Origin of the sequence: Pseudoxanthomonas sp. PXM02 (assembly GCF_014851805.1) — a bacterium.
Classification (GTDB): Bacteria; Pseudomonadota; Gammaproteobacteria; order Xanthomonadales; family Xanthomonadaceae; genus Pseudoxanthomonas_A.
In genome coordinates this window covers 133,143-152,251 of record NZ_JACVAK010000005.1, presented here as the reverse complement: position 1 = coordinate 152,251, position 19,109 = coordinate 133,143, and the positions used below count along the sequence as shown (strand labels likewise).

The following is a 19,109-nucleotide window of genomic DNA, read 5'->3' as shown; positions in this document are numbered from 1 at the left end:
AGGAGTCCAGTGATGCGCGTGTGGGCAATCGCCAACCAGAAAGGTGGCGTCGGCAAGACCACCACCACCCTCGCCCTCGGGCGCGGCTTGGCCATGCGCGGCCATCGCGTGCTGCTGATCGACCTGGATCCGCATGCCTCGCTGACGCGCGCCTTCGGCGTCGCCACCGATCCGCAGCCCACCGGCGTGCTGGACCTGTTCGACGAACAGCCGCCCACGCTGTCCAGCGTGGCGCGCCCCACCGAAATCGAAAACCTGTCCTTCGTGGCCGCGCAGACGCCGTTGGCCACGCTGGAACGTCGCAGCGCCACCCAGCCGGGTCTCGGCCTGGCGCTGTCCAATGCGCTGGCCCGCAGCGGCAACGCCTACGACCACGTGCTGTTCGACTGCCCGCCCACGCTCGGCCTGCTGATGGTCAACGCACTGGCCGCGGCCGACCACGTCATCATTCCGACGCAGACCGAACCGCTGGCACTGCACGGCCTGAAAGGCATGTGCCGCACCGCCGAGATGATCCAGCGTTCGCGCCACCGCGAACTGCCGGTGTCGATCCTGCCGACGCTGCACGACAAGCGCACGCGTACCGGTGCCGACACGCTCAAGGCCATGCAGGACGAGTACGGCGAGCGCGTCTGGAACGACGCCATTCCCAACGACACCCGCATCTGCAGCGTCGACGTGCTGACGCGTTCCAGCCCGGCCGCCGCCTACCCGGGCCGCGGTCTGTCGGCCTATCGCCGCGCGCTCGACTGGCTGCTGCTGACGGAAGCCCGCGACACGGAGCAGGCCGCATGACCACCCCCGCCGTCCTCGACGACTACCTGCAGGACCTGCTCGGCGATATCGCCGCGCCGCCCGTGCAGGCCGCCGAGCCGGCGGCCACGGTCGTTCCGGTTCCCGAACCCGCCCCGGTCGTCGCGCCCACGCTGGCGGTCGCGCCGGTGCGTGCCGGCAGCGAGGCCGACCTGATTACCGACGACGAATTCGAAGCCCTGCTGGACACGCTGCACGGCGATGCCGTGCCAGGCGCCGTGGCGACAGCGGACACCGCGCCGGCACCTGCGCCCGCACCGGCCCTCGCGGTTGCGCCCGTGCGCGCCGGCAGCGAAGCCGACCTGATTACCGACGACGAGTTCGAGGCGCTGCTCGACACCCTGCACGGCGATGCCGCACCGAGCGCCGTCGCATCCGCTGCACCGGCCGTGCCGGCGACGCCCGCCCTCGCCGTGTCGCCGGTCCGCCCCGGCGCGGACGTCATCGACGACGACGAATTCGAAGCCCTGCTCGACAACCTGCACGGCGGTGCCGCACCGACCTCGCGTGTCGTCGCCACGCCCGCTCCCGTACCGGCCGCCAAGCCGCCGGTGCAGGCCGCACCGTTGCCTTACGCCGCCGTACCGCTGCCGGCCAAGCCGTACCTGCAGGCTGCGCTCGACACCGGCGAACGCCGTCGCGCGACCGAGCGCAAAACCCGCTGGCTGCGCCTGCGGTGCGACCAGCAGCACTACGCCCTGGAACTGCTGAAGGTGCAGGAAGTCGTGCGGCCAGCCACGCTGCTCCCGTTGCGTGGCGCCGCGCCGCACATGCTGGGCGTGATGAACCTGCGCGGCCAGGTGGTGCCGGTGATCGACCTGGGCTTGTATCTCGGCCGCCGCGCGATCGAGACCGACGCCACCACCCGCATCGTGGTGCTGGAAGAACACGGCGAAACCCTGGGCCTGCGCGTGACCGCGGTCGAGGACGTCGCCAACCTCACCGACCAGCAGATCGAATCCCCCGACAACGCGCGCGTTGGTCGCATCGCCAATCCGCTGTTCCGCGGCGTGGCACGCCTCAACGACTGCGCGGTGATCCTGCTGGATGCTTCGCGGATCCTGCAATGAAGTGCGCAACGGGTGGAGAGGAGTGGGAAGTGAGGAAAAGCAGACGCCCAGCCCCTCCTCGCTCCTCTCCCTCACTCCGCGCTTTACCAACTCCGTCACACATTCACACCCGCCCCTCAAGAGCGGCCATGCCGCGCCGATACCTCGTTAGAGCCGCCTTTCCGGAGACACGATGAGCGCTGTGCCACTGGGTGATGACCTCGGCATCGAGGCCGCCACCGACCTCAAGCAGCACCTGGCCCCGCACGTCGCGCAGCCGGGACCGCTGGCGCTGGACGCCGGCACCGTGCAGCGCGTGCATACCGCCAGCCTGCAGGTGCTGTGCAGCTTCGTGCGCCAGCGCGAGCAGGCCGGCCTTGCCACCGACTTCAGTGCGGTCAGCCAGAGTTTCCGCGACGCCGCGCGCCTGCTCGGCATCGCGCCGCAGCTCGGCTTGACCAACGACAACGAACACAACACGCAACAAGTGGAGAACGCCGCATGAGCGCACGCATTCTGGTAGTGGACGATTCGGCCTCGATGCGACAGATGGTCGCCTTCGCCCTGAGCTCGGCGGGTTTCGCGGTGGATGAGGCAGAAGACGGCCAGGTCGCGCTGGGGCGCGCGCAGGGCCAGAAGTTCAATGCCGTCGTCACCGACGTCAACATGCCCAACATGGACGGCATCTCGCTGATCCGTGCGCTGCGCGGCCTGCCGGACTACAAGTTCACACCGATGCTGATGCTGACCACCGAGTCCGCGGCCGACAAGAAGGCCGAAGGCAAGGCCGCCGGTGCCACCGGCTGGCTGGTCAAGCCGTTCAACCCGGAACAACTGGTCGCCACCGTCCAGAAAGTCCTGGGCTGATTTCTTCTTCCTCCGCTTCCCTTCCGATCGCACCAGGGCACCGTCGCAATGAACATGGACATGCAGCGCTTCCACGCCACGTTCTTCGAGGAAAGCCGCGAAGGGCTGGAGGCCATGGAAGCCGGCCTGCTGTCGCTGGAGCAGGGCAGCCGTGACGGCGACCTGATCAATTCCATCTTCCGCGCCGCGCACTCCATCAAGGGCGGCTCGGCGACCTTCGGCTTCGACGCCATCGCCGGCATGACCCACGTGCTGGAAACGCTGCTCGACGAACTGCGCGCCGGCCAGCGCGCCGTCAGCCCGCCCGCCGTCGATGCGATGCTCGCCTCGGTCGACGTGCTGCGCGCCCTGCTGGCCGAAGCCGAACACGGCACGCCGGCCGATCCCGCCGCCGTGCAGGCCATGAAGGATCGCCTCAACGCCGTGCTGTCCGGCCAGGACGCGCCGGCGACGGCCGCGCCCGCCGCTGCCGCAGTGGCCCAGGCCGAACCCGACGGCTGGAAGATCGGCTTCACGCCGGCACCGTCGCTGTTCATGAGCGGCAACGATCCGCTGCGCATCCTGCGCGAACTGGAACATCTCGGCCCGCTGGAAATCGCGTGCCGCATGGAACGCCTGCCCGGCTTCGAGCAGATCGATCCGCTGGAAGCCTACCTGGCGTGGGACCTCGGCCTGATCGGCAAGGTGCCGCGCAGCGCGGTGGACGACGTGTTCGCGTGGGTCGTTGACGACTGCGAACTCGACATCCAGCCGATGCAGCGCAACGCCGTGCCGGTCGACGCCGTCGCCGTCGCTGCACAACCGGTGGCCGCCGTCGTCGCCAGCGGCGCACAGGCGCCTGCCACGGCGGCCGCACCCGCCGCCAACGATGCCGCCGAAACCTCGATCCGCGTCAGCGTCGACAAGATCGACGGGCTGATCAACCTGGTCGGCGAACTCGTCATCACCCAGGCCATGCTCAAGCAGGTCTCCGGCCTGCTCGACCAGGCCCAGTGCGAACGCCTGTTCGCCGGCCTCGACCTGCTGGAGCGCAATACGCGCGACCTGCAGGAAGCCGTCATCGGCGTGCGCATGCTGCCGGTCGACGCCGTGTTCCGCCGCTTCCCGCGCCTGGTCCGCGACCTGTCCGCACGCCTGGGCAAGCAGGTCCGCCTGCGCACCATCGGCGAAGGCACCGAGCTGGACAAGGGCCTGATCGAACGCATCGCCGATCCGCTCGTGCACCTGGTCCGCAACTCTATCGACCACGGCCTGGAAATGCCCGACGTGCGCGCACAGGCGGGCAAGGACGAGACCGGCACCATCACGCTGGCCGCGTCGCACCAGGGTGGCCACATCGTCATCGAAGTCAGCGACGACGGCCGCGGCCTCAACCGCGACCGCATCCTCGCCAAGGCCGCCGAGCGTGGCCTCGCCGTGCCGGAAAATCCCACCGACGCGCAGGTGTGGGACCTCATCTTCCAGCCGGGCTTCTCCACCGCCGAAGCGGTCACCGACCTGTCGGGTCGTGGCGTCGGCATGGACGTGGTCCGCCGCAACATCCAGGCGCTCGGCGGTGAAGTGCAGCTCGAAAGCGCGGCCGGTCACGGCACCCGCGTGGTGATCCGCCTGCCGCTGACGCTCGCCATCCTCGACGGCATGGCGGTATCGGTCGGCGACGAAACCCTGATCCTGCCGCTGACCTACGTGCTGGAAGCGCTGCAGCCGAAGGACGAAGACGTGCGCACCGTGGCCGGTGACGGACGCGTGCTGCGCGTGCGTGGCGAGTACCTGCCGATCGTCGCGTTGAACGAGTACTACCGCTACGGCGAAAACCGCAACGCCGACCCGCTGGTCGTCGTGGTCGAAGCCGATGGCCACAAGCTGGCGCTGGAAGTCGACGAACTGATCGGCCAGCAGCAGGTCGTGGTGAAGAACCTCGAGAACAACTACCGCCGCATCGACGGCATCTCCGGCGCCACCATCCTCGGCGACGGCCGCGTCGCCCTGATCGTCGATGTCGGCGGCTTGGTACGCACGCGCCGCCTGCAGCAGGCGGCCTGACGCCCCACTCCCTTGTGTCGCTCCCGACCGCGTCGCCTCCCGCAGGCGACGTTCGGCGGCGCACGTCCCTACACTACCGGTATCCGTATGAAGTACGCGCTCTCCACTCTCGCCCTCGCCCTGCTGGCCGTGCACGCCGGCGCCCGCGCCGATGACGGCAAGACCACGGCCGCCGCGTGGCCGCCGAAAATCACCTTCGCCGGCGGCACCGAGCTGAGCCTCGGCGGCAACCTGCAATACGACCTCAACCGCTTCTCCGGCGACGGCTACAACGGTGCGGACCTGGAGGACGACGACGCATGGCGCCGCCAGGAACTGGGCCTGACGCTGAGGAAGAAAGGTGTCTACGACCTGGGCGTGACCTACGACTTCCACGCCAAGAGCTGGAACGACGTGGCGCTGCGCGTGGAGACCAAGGCGCTGTTCGGCCACGACCTGGGCAAGGTACGCATCGGCCAGATGAAGGTGCCGCTGGGCTTCGAGGGCAACACCGCCACCCGCGCCGTCAGCTTCCTTGAAAGCGCGCTGCCCACGCAGGCGTTCTACGAGAACCGCCGCAGCGGCATCGACTGGGCGTTCGAACGCGATCGTTACATCGCCAACGCCGGCTACTTCTTCGAGTCCGACCTGCTGGGCAACAACAAGGGCGACACCGCCGCAGTCCGCCTGGCATGGACGCCGCGCAAGGCCGCCGGCGACGTGCTGCACCTGGGCATCGCCGGCGCGCAGGAGCGCCCGGATAGCGAGGTCAATGGCCTCGGCGTGACCGTGCACCCCAGCGTGCGCTGGCGCGCGCGTCCGGAAGCCGCGCTGACCGACGTGCGGCTGGTGGATTCGGGCACGCTCTCGCGTGTGGACCGCATCGACCGCACCGGACTGGAAGCGCTGTGGATCCACGGCCCGTGGTCGCTGCAGGGCGAGTACCTGCGCCAGAAGACCACGCGCGATCTGGGCCTGCCCTCCTATTCGGCCGATGGCGGTTACGTGTTCGCCAGCTGGCTGCTGACCGGCGAATCGCGCGGCTACAGCGGCGGCAACGTCGCCAACCCCAAGCCGAAGGGCAAGTACGGTGCGGTGGAGCTGCTCGCCCGCTACAGCCGCATCGACCTGGACAGCGACGGCATCGCCGGTGGCCGTGAACACAACTGGACCGTGGGTGCCAACTGGTACCTGTCGCCGTATTTCAAGTTCCAAGCGAATTACGTGAAGACGGACGCCACGCGCGGTGCGTTCTCTGCCGACCCGAGCGTGTTCCAGCTGCGCGCACAGATGCACTTCTGACCTTTTCTGCCCCCCTCGCACGCGTCACGTCACGATTTTCGTGCGCGTGCGGCGGCAGTTTGGTAAGTCCGCTTACCTTTCGCGCAGACAGTGATAAAGAACTGTCACATGACGCCGCTACTCCATAGCAGACGTCGCACCAAGACGGTGCGGACAGCTCTCGCTTCCGCCTGATGCACGCGGCCCAACCGCTGAACTCCATCGAGACCACCTTCATGTTCAAGCACCTCAAGATCGGCAAACGCCTGGCCATCGGCTTCGCCGTGCTCGTCCTGCTCATCGTCGCCACCGGGGCTTTTTCCGCGCAGCGGATGGGGGTCGCCCAAGGCGTGGTGGTCGAGATCACGAACAAGGAGGTTCCAGCCATCCGCGACCTGGGACGCCTGGCCACGATGCTGGCCGAGTACCGCGTCAGCGAGCGCGGCCTCGTTGCCAACTACGAGGATCCGGACAAGGTCGCCGAGTACACCGGCGAGATGGTCGCCGGCGGCAAGGCATTCGACGAACTTTCGAAAAAGTACGGCGACAGCATTTCCGACAAGCAGGAGCAGGAGCTGTACCAGCAGATGCTGGCCAAATCCGCGCTGTACTTCGACAACAGCCGCCAGCTGATCGAATCGGTCAAGGTCGGCGACCTGACGCCTGCCAGCGGGGCCGGCGACCTGCGCCAGGCGGTCGCCGACGCCGTGGCCCGGATGCTGGATGACAAGATGAAGGGGCTGGACGACGCCGTGGCCGCGCAACAGGCCGGCTACAACAGCAACATCCGCGCGATCGGCCTGCTGGTGGTGGTCGCGATGCTGCTGGCCATCGCCGCCGCGATCCTCATCACCCGTTCGATCGTACGACCGATGGCTGACGTCACGAGCGTCGCCGACGCGGTGGCACGTGGCCAACTGGATCGTCAGATCACGATCGACGACCGCAGCGAGATTGGCGACCTGCTCGGCTCGATGCAGCGCATGCAGACGCAGGTCAGGTCGGTCATCGCCGCACAGAGCGAGATGGCGGCACGCCACGACGAAGGCCGCATCAGCTACCGGATGGACGACAGCGCCTTCCCGGGCGACTACGGCCGCATGGTCCGCGAGACCAATGCCCTGGTCGCGTCGCACATCGCGGTGAAGATGCGCCTGGCTGAGGTCATGCAGCGCTATTCGATCGGCGACCTGTCGGTGGACATGGACCGGTTGCCCGGCGAGAAGGCGGTCCTGACCGAGACGATGGACGCCACCAAGGCCAGCCTGTCGGCCATCAATGCCGAAATCAAGCGACTGGCGCATGCCGCCTCCTCGGGTGATTTCAGCCAGCGCGGCGACGTGGACAAGTACCAGTACGACTTCCGCGACATGGTGGCCGGCCTGAACCACCTGATGGAAACCACCGACAAGAATCTCGGCGAAGTGTCCGAGTTGCTGAAAGCCATCGCCCGCGGCGACCTGACGGCCCGAATGGAAGGCGACTTCCACGGCGTGTTCGCCACCATGCGTGATGACGCCAACGCCACCGTTGGCCAGCTGACGGAAATCGTCGGCGACATCCAGACCGCCGCGCTCAGTATCAACACCGCGGCGGGCGAGATCGCCTCCGGCAACAACGACCTGTCGCGCCGTACCGAGCAGCAGGCCGCCAATCTGGAAGAAACCGCCGCCTCGATGGAGGAACTGACCTCCACCGTGCGCCAGAACGCCGAGTCCGCGCGCCAGGCCAACCAGCTCGCCATCGGCGCCGCGTCGGTCGCCTCGCAGGGCGGCGATGTCGTCGGCAAGGTGGTCACCACCATGACCGACATCGAGCAGTCGTCCAAGAAGATCGCCGAGATCATTTCCGTCATCGACGGTATCGCGTTCCAGACCAATATCCTGGCGCTCAACGCTGCGGTGGAAGCTGCGCGTGCCGGCGAACAGGGCCGTGGTTTTGCGGTGGTGGCTTCGGAAGTCCGCACGCTGGCCCAGCGCTCGGCGAACGCAGCGAAGGAGATCAAGGGCCTGATCGAAACGTCCGTCGACAAGGTCGCCGATGGTTCGGCCTTGGTGAACCAGGCCGGCGCGACAATGGCCGAGATCGTGGCTTCGGTGCAGCGCGTCACCGACATCATGGCCGAGATCTCGGCGGCCTCGCAGGAACAGTCGGCCGGCATCGAGCAGGTCAACCAGACCATCACCCAGATGGACGAAGCGACCCAGCAGAACGCCGCGCTGGTGGAAGAAGCCACCGCCGCCGCCCGCTCGATGGAAGAACAGGCGCAGGCGCTCACCGAATCGGTGGCCGTGTTCAAGCTGGAAGCCACCGTCAGTGCGCCGGTGCGCAAGGCCATCGCGGCGGCCGCCTCGGCGCCGGTCGCAGCCAAGCCTGCCGCCAAGGCCGTGGCCCGCAAGCCGGCCGCGCGCAAGCCGGAACCGGCCCTGGCCGATGGCGACTGGCAGGAGTTCTGAGCCAACGTCCGCAGCGGTTGATCGCGTCACCCCACACGGCCCGGACTTTCCGGGCCGTGTGCGTTCAGGCCAGGCCGCAGCCCGTACACGTGTTTACCGTTCGTCGGGAAAGTCCCGACAGGCCCTCAATGCCGATTCCGTGACGCCGATATCAGTCGGGAACCTCCCACCACCTTCCCAGCCCTATGACTCGATCAGCGCGTCTTTCGCTCGGCAGCAAGTTGTCGATCCAGGTCACCGCCGCCGTGGCCATCGTCCTCATCCTGCTGGCCCTGGTGGTCCAGCGGCAGTCGAGCCGCGCCATTGAAGACCGCGCGCTCGCCGACCTGGACGTCGCCGCCCAGGTGATGCAGCAATCGATTGCGCTGTACGACAGCACGCTGACAGATGGCACGCAGCGGATGGCGAGCAGCTTCCGCGCCGCCCTGCCGTCGGGCGACGTCTCGGTCGATGCCGAGAACAGCACGCCCATCGGTGACTTCGACGTACCGGCGCTGCGCTTTGGCGAGCAGACGATCAACCTTGACTTCACCGCCGTGGACCGCTTCACGGAAGCCACCGGCGTGGTCGCCACGGTCTTCGTGCGCAAGGACGACGAATTCATCCGTGCGACGACTTCGCTACGCAATACCGAAGACGCCCGCGTCATCGGCACCGCGCTGGACCACAAGCATCCCGCTTACGCATTGATGCTCGAGGACAAGCCGTACACCGGTCGCGCGCGCCTGTTCGGCCGCGACTACATGACGCACTACCAGCCGCTGCAGGACGCCGAAGGCAACACGGTGGGCATCCTGTTCGTCGGCCAGAACTACGGCGACGGCCTGGCCGCGCTGAAGGACAAGCTGCGCACCACCAAGCTCGGCGAGGCCGGCTATTTCTTCGTCGTCGATCTGGCCGAGGGCGACCACCAGGGCATGCTGGCCGCGCATCCCGCCAGCCAGGAATCGCCTTACACGGCCGTGGTCGACGCGGACTCCGTGCCGGCGATCAAGGCGCTGCTGGAGCAGGACAGCGGACAGGCGGTGCTCGACATCGCGCCCAAGGCCGGTGACGAAGCCGTGCCCGCGCTGGTGGCCGTCAAGCGCTTCGCGCCCTGGAAATGGGCGCTGGTCGCGGTCGAGCCGCGCGCGAACGTGCTGGCGTCCAGCCGCGCATTGACCATCGCCATCGTGACGCTGTCGCTGCTGGCGCTGATCGCGATCGCCGTGCTGACCGCGCTCGGTGTGCGCCGCGTCGTTTCGCGTCCGCTGCGCTCGGCGGTGGCCATTGCCGAGGACGTCGCGGCCGGCCGGCTCGACGGCAGGATTGACACCACGCGCCAGGACGAAGTCGGCCAGTTGCTGACCGCCATGCACCACGTGCAGACGCAGGTGGTGTCGGTGATCGCCGCGCAGACCGAGATGACCCAGCGCCATGACGAGGGCCAGATCAGCCATCGCATCGACGACAGCCGCTTCCCCGGCGAGTACGGCCGCATGGTGCGCGACACCAACGCGCTGGTCGCCCAGCACATCGCGGTGAAGATGCGGTTGATCGAAGTGATGCAGCGCTACGCCATCGGCGACCTGTCGGTGGACATGGACCGTCTGCCCGGCGAGAAGGCCGTACTGACCGAAACGATGGACGCCACCAAGGCCAGCCTGTCGGCGATCAACGCCGAGATCAAGCGCCTGGCGCACGCCGCCTCGTCCGGCGACTTCAGCCAGCGCGGCGACCTGGACCGCTTCCAGTACGATTTCCGCGAGATGGTCGGCGGCCTCAACCAGCTGATGAAGACCACCGACAGCAATCTGGCCGACGTGTCGGCCCTGCTGCAGGCCATCGCCCGCGGCGACCTCACTGCCCGCATGGAAGGCGACTTCCACGGCGTGTTCGCCCGCATGCGCGACGATGCGAATGCAACGGTCGCGCAGCTGACCGACATCGTCGGCCGCATCCAGGACGCCTCCGCTTCGATCAACACCGCCGCGGGCGAGATCGCCTCGGGCAACCTCGACCTGTCGCGCCGCACCGAGCAGCAGGCCGCAAACCTGGAAGAAACGGCGGCGTCGATGGAGGAGCTGACCTCCACCGTCCGTCAGAACGCCGAGTCCGCCCGCCAGGCCAACCAGTTGTCGATCGGCGCCGCCGGTGTGGCATCGCAGGGTGGTGAGGTGGTCGGCAAGGTCGTCAGCACGATGACCGACATCGAACAGTCGTCGAAGCGCATCGCGGAGATCATTTCCGTCATCGACGGCATCGCGTTCCAGACCAACATCCTGGCGCTCAATGCCGCGGTGGAAGCGGCCCGCGCCGGCGAGCAGGGCCGCGGTTTCGCGGTCGTCGCCAGCGAAGTGCGTACCCTCGCCCAGCGTTCGGCAAACGCGGCCAAGGAGATCAAGAGCCTGATCGAAACCTCGGTCGACAAGGTCGCCGATGGTTCGGCACTGGTGAACCAGGCCGGCGCGACGATGGCCGAGATCGTGGCCAGCGTGCAGCGCGTCACCGACATCATGGCGGAGATCTCCGCGGCGTCGCAGGAGCAGTCCTCGGGCATCGAGCAGGTCAACCAGACCATCGTGCAGATGGACGAGACGACGCAACAGAATGCCGCGCTGGTGGAGGAAGCCTCCGCTGCCGCCCGCTCGATGGAAGAACAGGCACACGCACTGACCGAGTCGGTGTCGGTGTTCAAGCTGCACACCAACGTGCGTGCGCCGGCCCGGAAAGCGCCTGCTTCAACCGGTGGAACGCCGCCCAAGCCGGCCAAGGCCGCGGCGCGCAAGCCGGTCGCACGCACGCCGGAGCCCGCGCTCGCCGATGGCGACTGGCAGGAGTTCTGATTCCTGCTTGATCAGACGGCTCCGCTCAACCACACGGCCCGGTCATTCCGGGCCGTGTGCGTTTCGGGGGTAAGTGCCGTGCGTGCATCGCTGATCGAGACGGCACATGGGTTTCCAGCAACATCGCTTTTTGCTCATGCCATGCTCATAACCTTCCTCATTCCCTGCGGCGCCATGTATTCATGAGCGCAGGTTATTGGTCGGCTTGCGTGGTGTCCGCATAACGTTCGTCCGCTGCGCAACGTCGGGAGCGATGACACACGGAGGTGATGCGCGCGTGACCGTGCCCTGGGGAGGGAGGTCCGTGCGGGCGATTGCGTAGCGGCACGGAGTTCCGTGCGTCCCCTACGTCGCCACCACCCAGGACTACCACTGATGTCATTCTTGCTTCTGGCCCGTGCATCGCGGCCGGCACGATCCCGCTTCGCCTCTTTTCCGCCCCGCTCCCATCTGAAGCGGACGCTTCTCGGATTGCTCGTTGCCCAGGCGCTGAACGCACCGGCCTTCGCCCAGGCCCGCTCAAACGAAGAACCCGCTTCCCAAGCGCCAGGGGAGACGAAGGCCACCCAGCTGGATGCCGTCAGCGTTACCGGCTCGCGCATCGCCGCCCTCGACTACGAGAGCAGCAGCCCGCTCACCACCGTCTCGGCGGAAGACATCCAGGCGACCGGCACGAGCACCCTCGAAGAGTCCTTGAACCAGCTGCCGCAGTTGGGACTCGGTGCGAACAAGACGAACGCCGGCTGGGGAGGCACGGGGCAGTCGACGCTCAACCTTCGCGGGCTCGGCGCACAGCGCAACCTCGTCCTGCTGGATGGCCGTCGCCTGCAACCCTCCACGACCGATAACGTGGTGGACATCAACGGGATTCCCAGCGCGTTGATCGAAGGCGTGGAGATCATTTCCGGCGGCGCCTCGGCCGTATACGGATCGGACGCGATCGCGGGCGTGGTGAACGTCCGCCTGAAGGACGACTTCGAGGGCGTCCGGCTCGACTCGCAGGTTTCGCAGTACGCCGAGGGCGACGGCACCACGCACGACCTGTCGTTGACGTTCGGTGGGAACTTCGCCGATGGACGCGGCAATGCGGTGCTCTCGTTCTCGTGGACGGATCGCGACGGCGTGGACTACATGGCGCGGGAGTTCTTCCGCAAGAGCCCGGGCGGTACCGACTTCCGCATCCAGACCGGCACCTACGAATTCGGCGCCAACCTGCCGGGTCAGGCCGCGGTCGACCAGGTGTTCGCCCAGTACGGAGCCGCACCCGGTCGCGTGCCGGTCACCACCACCACCTATCTCGGCTTCAACGACGACGGCACGCTGTTCCTGGCGAACAAGGGACCGTTCAACTGGCGCGGCTCCGACACGCTGCTGTTCAACACCGGTACCCAGCTCAACAACCTCAACCAGGACTCGTTGATCCAGGTACCCCTGGAACGGCACACCGCCTTCGGGCGCGCCACCTTCCAGCTGACCGATGACGTGCAGGCCTACGGGCAGTTCAGCTGGTCCAACCTGCAGAGCTATGTGGCAGCAGAGGCCGGCAACGCCGGCATCAGCGTACCGGTCACCAACCCTTTCATTCCGGACGATCTACGCTCGATTCTCGCGTCGCGCACCAACCCCAACGCCAACTTCACCGTGCACAAGCGCTTCGGCGAAGCCGGCCCCCGCACTTTCGAACGCGACTTCGATACGTGGCAGTTCGTCGTCGGCACCAAGGGCCGTCTTGAAGCGCTCAACGGCACGTGGGATGTCTACGCTAGCAAGGGCCGCACCGATGTGTCCGAGATCAGCAATGGCGCGGTCGTCACCCAGGCGTTGAACACGCTCATCAACGCCGCCGACGGCGGCATCAGCCTGTGCGCCGGCGGCTACAACCCGTTCGGCCTCACCACGCTGTCCGATGCCTGCCGCGACTATCTGGTCGCGACGACCCACAGCCGGACCGTCTTCGAGCAGGAAGTGCTGGAAGCGAACCTGCAAGGCGGGCTGTTCGATCTTCCGGCAGGTGAGGTGCGCTTCGCCACCGGACTGGGCTGGCGGCGCAACCGCTACGAGTTCCAGCCCGACCGCCTGCTCCAGCAAGGGGGCGTGATCGGACTTCCCGCCAAGGGCGCCAGTGGCGGCAGCACCAGCGTCAAGGAACTGTATGTGGAAGCCCTGGTGCCGCTGCTGTACGGCAAACCCTTCGCGCACGCGCTGGACGTAGGCCTGGCCTACCGCTACTCCGACTACGACCTGTCGGGCGGCACGGACACCTACAAGTTCGATTTCACCTGGGCACTGATCGACAGCCTGCGCCTGCGCGGCAGCTACCAGCGCGCCGTGCGTGCGCCCAGCGTGGGTGAGCTGTATGTCGCCGCACAGACCGAGTCGAACAGCTACGGGCTGGTGGCGAATGGACAGGGCGACCAGTGCCAGGCCGGCAGCCCGCTGCGTAGCGGCGCCAATGCCGCAGCGGTCGAAGCGCTCTGCCTTGCGCAAGGGGTTCCGTCTGCCTTGCTGCCCGGCTACATCGACACGCAGCGCGAGTCGCTGGCGACCATCGCCGGCAACACGGGCCTGACACCGGAGACCGCGGATACCTACACCGTCGGCGTGGTGTGGTCCCCGGACGGCAGCGGGTTCTCGGTGGCGGCGGACTGGTTCGACATCAAGGTGACCGACGTCATCGGCACGCTGACCTCATCCCAGGTGCTGGCTTCGTGCTTCAACCAGGACGGTGCCAACCCGGGATACGCAGTCGACAACTTCTACTGCCAGCAGATCCAGCGCAACGCCACGACGGGCCGCATCGACAACATCTTCAAGCCCACCTACAACATGGGCAGCCTGCGTACGCAGGGCGTGGACGTGCAGCTGGACTGGAGCCGGCAATGGGAGGGCGTAGCCAGCCTGCGCGCCAGTTCGGTGCTGAGCTGGGTCGACCGTTATGACGTCCAGACGCTCAAGGGCGGCACCGTGTACGACTACGTCGGCACGGTCGGCTACGTGCCCGAGTGGAAGGCGGTCAGCCAACTGCGTTACGGCCAGGGCACGTTCGGTGCAGGCCTGCGCTGGCGCTACCTCGGCGCGCAGCAGCACAGCTCCAAGGTCACCAATCCCGCCTCGACCACGCCAGGCGTGGACGCCTACCACTACTTCGACGCGTTCGGCGACTGGGCGCTCAACGACACCATCACCCTGCGCGCGGGCATCAACAACCTGCTGGACAAGGAGCCGCCGCAGGTCGGCGGCACGCCCGGCGCCACGCATGCCAGCACCTACGACATTTTCGGCCGCCAGTACTTCGTCGGCCTGACCGCGAAGTTCTGACACCACCCCACCACCTGAAGGAGATCGAACATGAAGAACCGACTGCTCACCTCGCTGGCCATCCTGGCGCTGGCCCTCGCCGGGATCCAGAGTGCCGCCGCCCAGGCCCTCGCCGGCCGCGCCCTGCCCGACCGGCCGCGCGTCGGCATCAGCTACTACAAGGTGCCGCCCGGCAAGCACGATGAATGGCTCGCGCTGTACAAGAAGTGGCACCGCCCGATCATGGATGCGCAGATCAAGCATGGCACCACGATCAGCAGCACGCTGTACGTGCTGAGTAGCCACCAGTTCGACGGCAACTACGATTTCGTCATCGTCAGCGTGTCGCCAGCCGAACCGAAGCCGTTCCCGACATCGCGCGGCGAACTGATCAAGAAGCTCTTCCCCGACATCGAAGCCTATGTCGCGGGTGAGCGGCGCCGTTGGGAGTTGACGGTGGACCACGCCGATACCAGCCTGGTCGAGATCGATCTGAACGAGGAAACACCCTCCGTCTACTACCCGATCATCAACGGGAAGATCGTCAGGTAACCGAATGGCGGTGGTCGACAACCCGGCCACCGCCATAGCCCGGGCGCCACAGCACGCAGGCGTCAGCAGTCAGTCGCTGCGCGGCCTGATGTGCGGAGCGACAACACTCCTTCTGGACTTCATCCCGCTACCGACCGGATTCACCAGCGGCGGCAAGGGCGAACTCATGACACGGAGACGTGGACCGACACGCACGATGAATCCGTTCGCGGTCTCTTCCACCACCTCCACCCAGTGCTGCCCCTCCGGCAGCGTCAAGCGCTCACCCGGCTTCAACATCGAGCCCTCGTTGGACGCGTGATCGGCGGGCGGCACGTCGGCATCCATGCTGTAGGCGATGCCGTAGTCGTTCACCCGATGGATGATGACCGCATCGCCCGCCAGCCTGGACTCGTAACTGCCGGTCCGTCGGCGGGCCTCCACGGTGTAGACGACCGTCGCGAAGGGATCCGGTTGCGCAGGCAGCGGCAGCACGAGCAACTGCACACCTGCGGCATCATGCAGGCTTGCCGCATCCAGCACGATCTCGTGGGTGCCGACATCCTCTGCCGGAAGGGTCAGCGTACGTGCCTCCGTCACCCAACCCAGCCGCTGTCGCTGGAACATGCTGAGGTGCTTGGGCAGCAGGCCATAGGTCGCATCGCTGTTGGCCATGCGCCACGCGTCGCTCATCAGGTCCCAGGGATTGTCGAAGGTGTCGCCGTCGCCATCGCTGTTGTTGGAGTGCGGCAGGCCGTAGCCATGGCCCATCTCGTGCGCCATCGAGGCGAGATGGGAGAAGGACCAGGGCGGATTCCATGTCGAACGCGGACAGACATAGACCCCGTCCAGCGTCGCGCAAGCACCGCCTCCCCACGCATATCCATCGAGTTCGTCGTTGAACATCAGGTTGACGCCGTGGATACCGTCGAAATCGACATCGGGATCCGCCTGTACCGTGCAATCGGTGAACAGCAGGGACAGATCGACCTTCAGCTTGCCGCCCACGAGTTCCACGTAGGACGATCTCGGCTTGGGCAGCGTGTACCAGCCGTACGCATCGCTTCCGGCAAGATCGATGTTGCCGTACGACACCTCCGACCAGAAATGGCCCAGCTGGCCGGGCGCATTGCCGTACTGGGACTGGAAGAACGAAAGCGGCTTCTGCTCCGTGTCGATGTCGCCGAACTTGCACATCAGGGTGATCCATCGCGTGTTGCCTTGCAGTGGCAACGACAGCGTCGCCCTGCCATCCACACCCCTCGTCTGTGCGCGCGCCGACAGCCGATCGGCAGGCACGATCGCATCGATCAACATGGCAGCGCGTCCGGTGCGTCCATCCGGCCGCGTTGCGTAGGACACCGCAACGCGGCGATTGGCCAGCGCATAGAGATCGCCCGCTGCGCGCCTCGCCTGATCCACGTCCAACCGGTAGCGTTGTCGCGGTCCGGCATCCAGCCAGACCTCGAGTTGCGGTGGCCGCGAGGCTCTACCCGGCTCCGCATCGCCCCAGCGGAGTTGCAGCACACCCTGGCGAATTTCATCCGCGGACGCCTGCAACGGCAGCAGGCAGAACAGGACAAGCAGCACGGACGCAGCGCACACCCGTGCACGCCCATGACGGCGCACGCCTGTACTCGGGAACATGTCAATCCTCCGCCGGTCTTTCCTGACGTTGCGAGAGAGATCTGCAATTTCGAAAGGCGTGAACCCGCACCAGCGGATGCGCGTCGTTACCAGGACTTCCTGTTACGGGACCGATGCAGGTGGGCACGCGCGGCTGCATCCAACACAACCAACGCACTTCACCATCGGATTGATCAGCGGACTACCGCTTCTCTCCAGGCTTTCACTTTCAAGACGCGCACATCGCGCCATTGCCAACAGTCTGCACTCACACAGACGCGTCGAGACACAATTCCGCGCCCCGCTCGTCAGATACATGTGTGCACTACGCGAACGCGCAATGAAATCAATGAGGTTGAAAGAGCCCGGAAGTCATTCTTACCTGCGCAACTGACAGTCGCGCTAACTTCCGCGTTCGCAGACAACCACTTGCGTGCCAGATGCAGCGATCAGAATCCGGTATCGGCCGTCTCGTCGCAGCTCATCCGCAGGAATTTCGTCGCGTATTCGATACGGTCGGCCAGTTCCGGATCGCCCGGCAAGAACGACAGGATATTGGTGGCGAACGCCTGCCCCTTGGCGCGCACATCGATGCGGCCACCTTCGTTGCTGCGAACGACCTGGGCCTGCCGCCAGTCGATGAACTGCGGCGTGACGAACTTCTTGAAGCCTTCCGTGTAGTTCCAGACCTCGCTCTTCAACACGGTCACCGATACCAGGAAACCCGGTTCCTCCCACGTCGTGCTGCTGTTCTCGAAGACGCCTGCCGGCGGCTGGAAGCTGTCGATCCGCGTGGTGCAGGCATCGACCGCGCCCTGCGCATCGCCCGACGACAGGCCCGAGACGACGAACTCGCCCAGCGACTTCTCGACCACGTTGCTGCTCGTCTCTTCCTTGATGGACAACTTGATGCGGCTGATGTCCACCGTGTGCGTGCCCGTCACGTGGTTGGGCCTACCCAGCGTGTCCAGGAACGTGACGCGCGAGAAACCCCGCTTGGCCATGGTGGCCAGGAATGCCTGCGCGCCTTCCGCCGTCTGCGCGCTTTGCGCCCGTGCGGTCGTCGACGGCAGGGCGAGGCATGCGGCGACGAACGCGACGCCGAGAAGTGAAGCGGTCTTGGTCATGGATTCCCCTTGGATGTATCGGGTACGGATGCCCGGCATCACAGCGACACCGAAATGTCTTCACGGTGCCGCGGACCCACCTGCTGCATGCCGGCCTCTTCGCCCTGGCTGCGGTTCCAGGAATAGTTGAAGTTGCCTTCGCTGGTGATCTCGCGACCGCTGGCACGGCAACGCGCGATGAAGGCGTCCTTCATCGACAGCACGGTCGCGTGGGCCTGGTTGCCCGAGCCCGGCGGCAGGAAACCCGGTCCACCCCACCCCGGCGGGCCGGGACGGGTGATGACGTTCGAGTAGCACATGGGATTGACGGTATCCCCGGGCTTGTTGAGCAGGCTGATGCTGAGAATGAAGCGCAGCGGTTTGACGGCGGCGTCGGACGACGACGGCGCTGGCGTGGCTGCTACCGCCGTTGACGTGGCCTGCTGCGCGCGCAGTTGCTGCTGGCGCGCCCGCTCGGCGGCGGCCTGGGTGGCGAGTTCGCGGTCCCGTGCCTCGGCGGCGCGTGCCTGCTCGGCCTTCCGCGCGACGTCCTGCGCACTGGCGGCTGGCGACGGCGCGACCGCGGCATGGGTGGATTGCTGCTGTCGTGCACGCTCCGCATCGCGTCGCTGGCGTTCTTCCTCACGCTGACGCCGCTGGACGATCATCGCCTGTTGCCGCTCGACGTCACGGATGAACGCATCCTGCGCTTCGCGTTCGGCCTGGTGCTTGGCCATCTCGCTGCCCAGCGTGTTGAGGAAGACGGCCGCCAGGTTGGGCGCCGGTGCTGGCGCCTCCTCCTCCCAGTACGTCTCTTCCTCGAGTGCCGCCATCTGCATCTGTTCGAGCTGCTGGCGCTGTTGTTCGGCGGCTTCCTGCTCCCGGCTGAGCGCGTCGGCACGGCGCGTCCTGTCGGTCTGGATCCGCTGGCGCAACGTGGCCAGCTCCGCCTCCGACAGCGTGCGTGGACCGGACTTCGGGCTGGGTGAGTCCGCTTCCGGCTCCGCCGCAGCCAGCGGATGAAGGGACATCAACAGCGCAGCGCCAAGCAGCCACGCGAATCTCGGCGTCGTTCCCCGGCAGGACGTCATGGCGCTCCCCAGCGCATATGGACACCCGGAGTGTAACGCGTAGTTCGCCCTTTGATGCGTCCGTGCGCCCACGCTGCGCTGGCCATCCGGACGTGCGTCGGCGGGGCACCGTCCTAAAGATCCTGTGACGCACGCCGATACAGCC

Annotated in this window: 12 protein-coding genes and 2 pseudogenes; 11 read left to right on the top strand and 3 right to left on the bottom strand. The window is 66.7% G+C overall.

From position 1 onward, the window contains the following. The first annotated feature begins 12 nt into the window (after positions 1–12). From IB225_RS18975 to IB225_RS18930, 11 genes and pseudogenes are all read left to right on the top strand, one after another. Positions 13–795, top strand: a complete 783-nt coding sequence (locus tag IB225_RS18975; RefSeq protein WP_192314089.1) for a ParA family protein — start codon at positions 13–15, stop codon at positions 793–795. After that, positions 792–1,883, top strand: a complete 1,092-nt coding sequence (locus tag IB225_RS18970) for a chemotaxis protein CheW (protein WP_192314086.1) — start codon at positions 792–794, stop codon at positions 1,881–1,883. Before IB225_RS18975 ends, IB225_RS18970 begins: the two co-directional genes overlap by 4 nt. Before the next feature lie 172 nt (positions 1,884–2,055). Further along, the gene (locus IB225_RS18965; protein WP_192314083.1) at positions 2,056–2,367 is read left to right on the top strand and encodes an STAS domain-containing protein; all 312 of its coding nucleotides are present in this window, start codon (positions 2,056–2,058) and stop codon (positions 2,365–2,367) included. Then, on the top strand, positions 2,364–2,729 hold the full coding sequence (locus IB225_RS18960; protein ID WP_162338451.1) for a response regulator: 366 nt from the start codon (positions 2,364–2,366) through the stop codon (positions 2,727–2,729). Before IB225_RS18965 ends, IB225_RS18960 begins: the two co-directional genes overlap by 4 nt. Positions 2,730–2,777: 48 nt before the next feature. Beyond that, complete coding sequence (locus tag IB225_RS18955; protein ID WP_192314080.1) at positions 2,778–4,772, top strand: chemotaxis protein CheA; 1,995 nt, start codon at positions 2,778–2,780, stop codon at positions 4,770–4,772. Positions 4,773–4,859: 87 nt separating this feature from the next. Then, positions 4,860–6,053, top strand: a complete 1,194-nt coding sequence (locus IB225_RS18950) for a porin (protein ID WP_192314079.1) — start codon at positions 4,860–4,862, stop codon at positions 6,051–6,053. Positions 6,054–6,226: 173 nt separating this feature from the next. Further along, positions 6,227–8,488, top strand: coding sequence for a methyl-accepting chemotaxis protein (locus IB225_RS18945; protein WP_225584091.1), 2,262 nt, complete (start codon positions 6,227–6,229; stop codon positions 8,486–8,488). A 185-nt stretch (positions 8,489–8,673) separates the two neighbouring features. Next, a pseudogene (locus IB225_RS20690) lies at positions 8,674–9,636 on the top strand (Cache 3/Cache 2 fusion domain-containing protein); the annotation flags it as partial. 78 nt (positions 9,637–9,714) lie between these two features. After that, a pseudogene (locus IB225_RS20685) lies at positions 9,715–11,313 on the top strand (methyl-accepting chemotaxis protein); the annotation flags it as partial. A gap of 471 nt (positions 11,314–11,784) precedes the next feature. Further along, positions 11,785–14,631, top strand: coding sequence for a TonB-dependent receptor (locus IB225_RS18935; protein ID WP_192314074.1), 2,847 nt, complete (start codon positions 11,785–11,787; stop codon positions 14,629–14,631). Positions 14,632–14,661: 30 nt separating this feature from the next. Further along, positions 14,662–15,162 carry a hypothetical protein gene (locus tag IB225_RS18930; protein ID WP_192314073.1) on the top strand — a complete coding sequence of 167 codons (501 nt, stop codon included), beginning with the start codon at positions 14,662–14,664 and terminating at the stop codon, positions 15,160–15,162. Between the two features lie 69 nt (positions 15,163–15,231). Here the strand turns inward: IB225_RS18930 and IB225_RS18925 are convergent, their stop codons facing one another. From IB225_RS18925 to IB225_RS18915, 3 genes are all read right to left on the bottom strand, one after another. Continuing rightward, a complete protein-coding gene (locus IB225_RS18925; RefSeq protein ID WP_192314071.1) occupies positions 15,232–16,788 on the bottom strand; it encodes a hypothetical protein in 1,557 nt (518 codons plus the stop codon). A gap of 428 nt (positions 16,789–17,216) precedes the next feature. Further along, the gene (locus IB225_RS18920) at positions 17,217–17,894 is read right to left on the bottom strand and encodes a hypothetical protein (RefSeq protein ID WP_192314069.1); all 678 of its coding nucleotides are present in this window, start codon (positions 17,892–17,894) and stop codon (positions 17,217–17,219) included. A 38-nt stretch (positions 17,895–17,932) separates the two neighbouring features. Further along, the gene (locus IB225_RS18915) at positions 17,933–18,904 is read right to left on the bottom strand and encodes a hypothetical protein (protein WP_192314066.1); all 972 of its coding nucleotides are present in this window, start codon (positions 18,902–18,904) and stop codon (positions 17,933–17,935) included. Between the last annotated feature and the right edge of the window lie 205 nt (positions 18,905–19,109).

What these genes read in the sequence shown, in the direction of transcription:
- IB225_RS18975 (WP_192314089.1), top strand. Translation starts at nt 13, where the DNA reads ATGCGCGTGTGGGCAATCGCCAACCAGAAAGGTGGCGTCGGCAAGACC.
- IB225_RS18970 (WP_192314086.1), top strand. Translation starts at nt 792, where the DNA reads ATGACCACCCCCGCCGTCCTCGACGACTACCTGCAGGACCTGCTCGGC.
- IB225_RS18965 (WP_192314083.1), top strand. Translation starts at nt 2,056, where the DNA reads ATGAGCGCTGTGCCACTGGGTGATGACCTCGGCATCGAGGCCGCCACC.
- IB225_RS18960 (WP_162338451.1), top strand. Translation starts at nt 2,364, where the DNA reads ATGAGCGCACGCATTCTGGTAGTGGACGATTCGGCCTCGATGCGACAG.
- IB225_RS18955 (WP_192314080.1), top strand. Translation starts at nt 2,778, where the DNA reads ATGAACATGGACATGCAGCGCTTCCACGCCACGTTCTTCGAGGAAAGC.
- IB225_RS18950 (WP_192314079.1), top strand. Translation starts at nt 4,860, where the DNA reads ATGAAGTACGCGCTCTCCACTCTCGCCCTCGCCCTGCTGGCCGTGCAC.
- IB225_RS18945 (WP_225584091.1), top strand. Translation starts at nt 6,227, where the DNA reads ATGCACGCGGCCCAACCGCTGAACTCCATCGAGACCACCTTCATGTTC.
- IB225_RS18930 (WP_192314073.1), top strand. Translation starts at nt 14,662, where the DNA reads ATGAAGAACCGACTGCTCACCTCGCTGGCCATCCTGGCGCTGGCCCTC.
- IB225_RS18925 (WP_192314071.1), bottom strand. Translation starts at nt 16,788, where the DNA reads ATGTTCCCGAGTACAGGCGTGCGCCGTCATGGGCGTGCACGGGTGTGC.
- IB225_RS18920 (WP_192314069.1), bottom strand. Translation starts at nt 17,894, where the DNA reads ATGACCAAGACCGCTTCACTTCTCGGCGTCGCGTTCGTCGCCGCATGC.
- IB225_RS18915 (WP_192314066.1), bottom strand. Translation starts at nt 18,904, where the DNA reads ATGTCCCTTCATCCGCTGGCTGCGGCGGAGCCGGAAGCGGACTCACCC.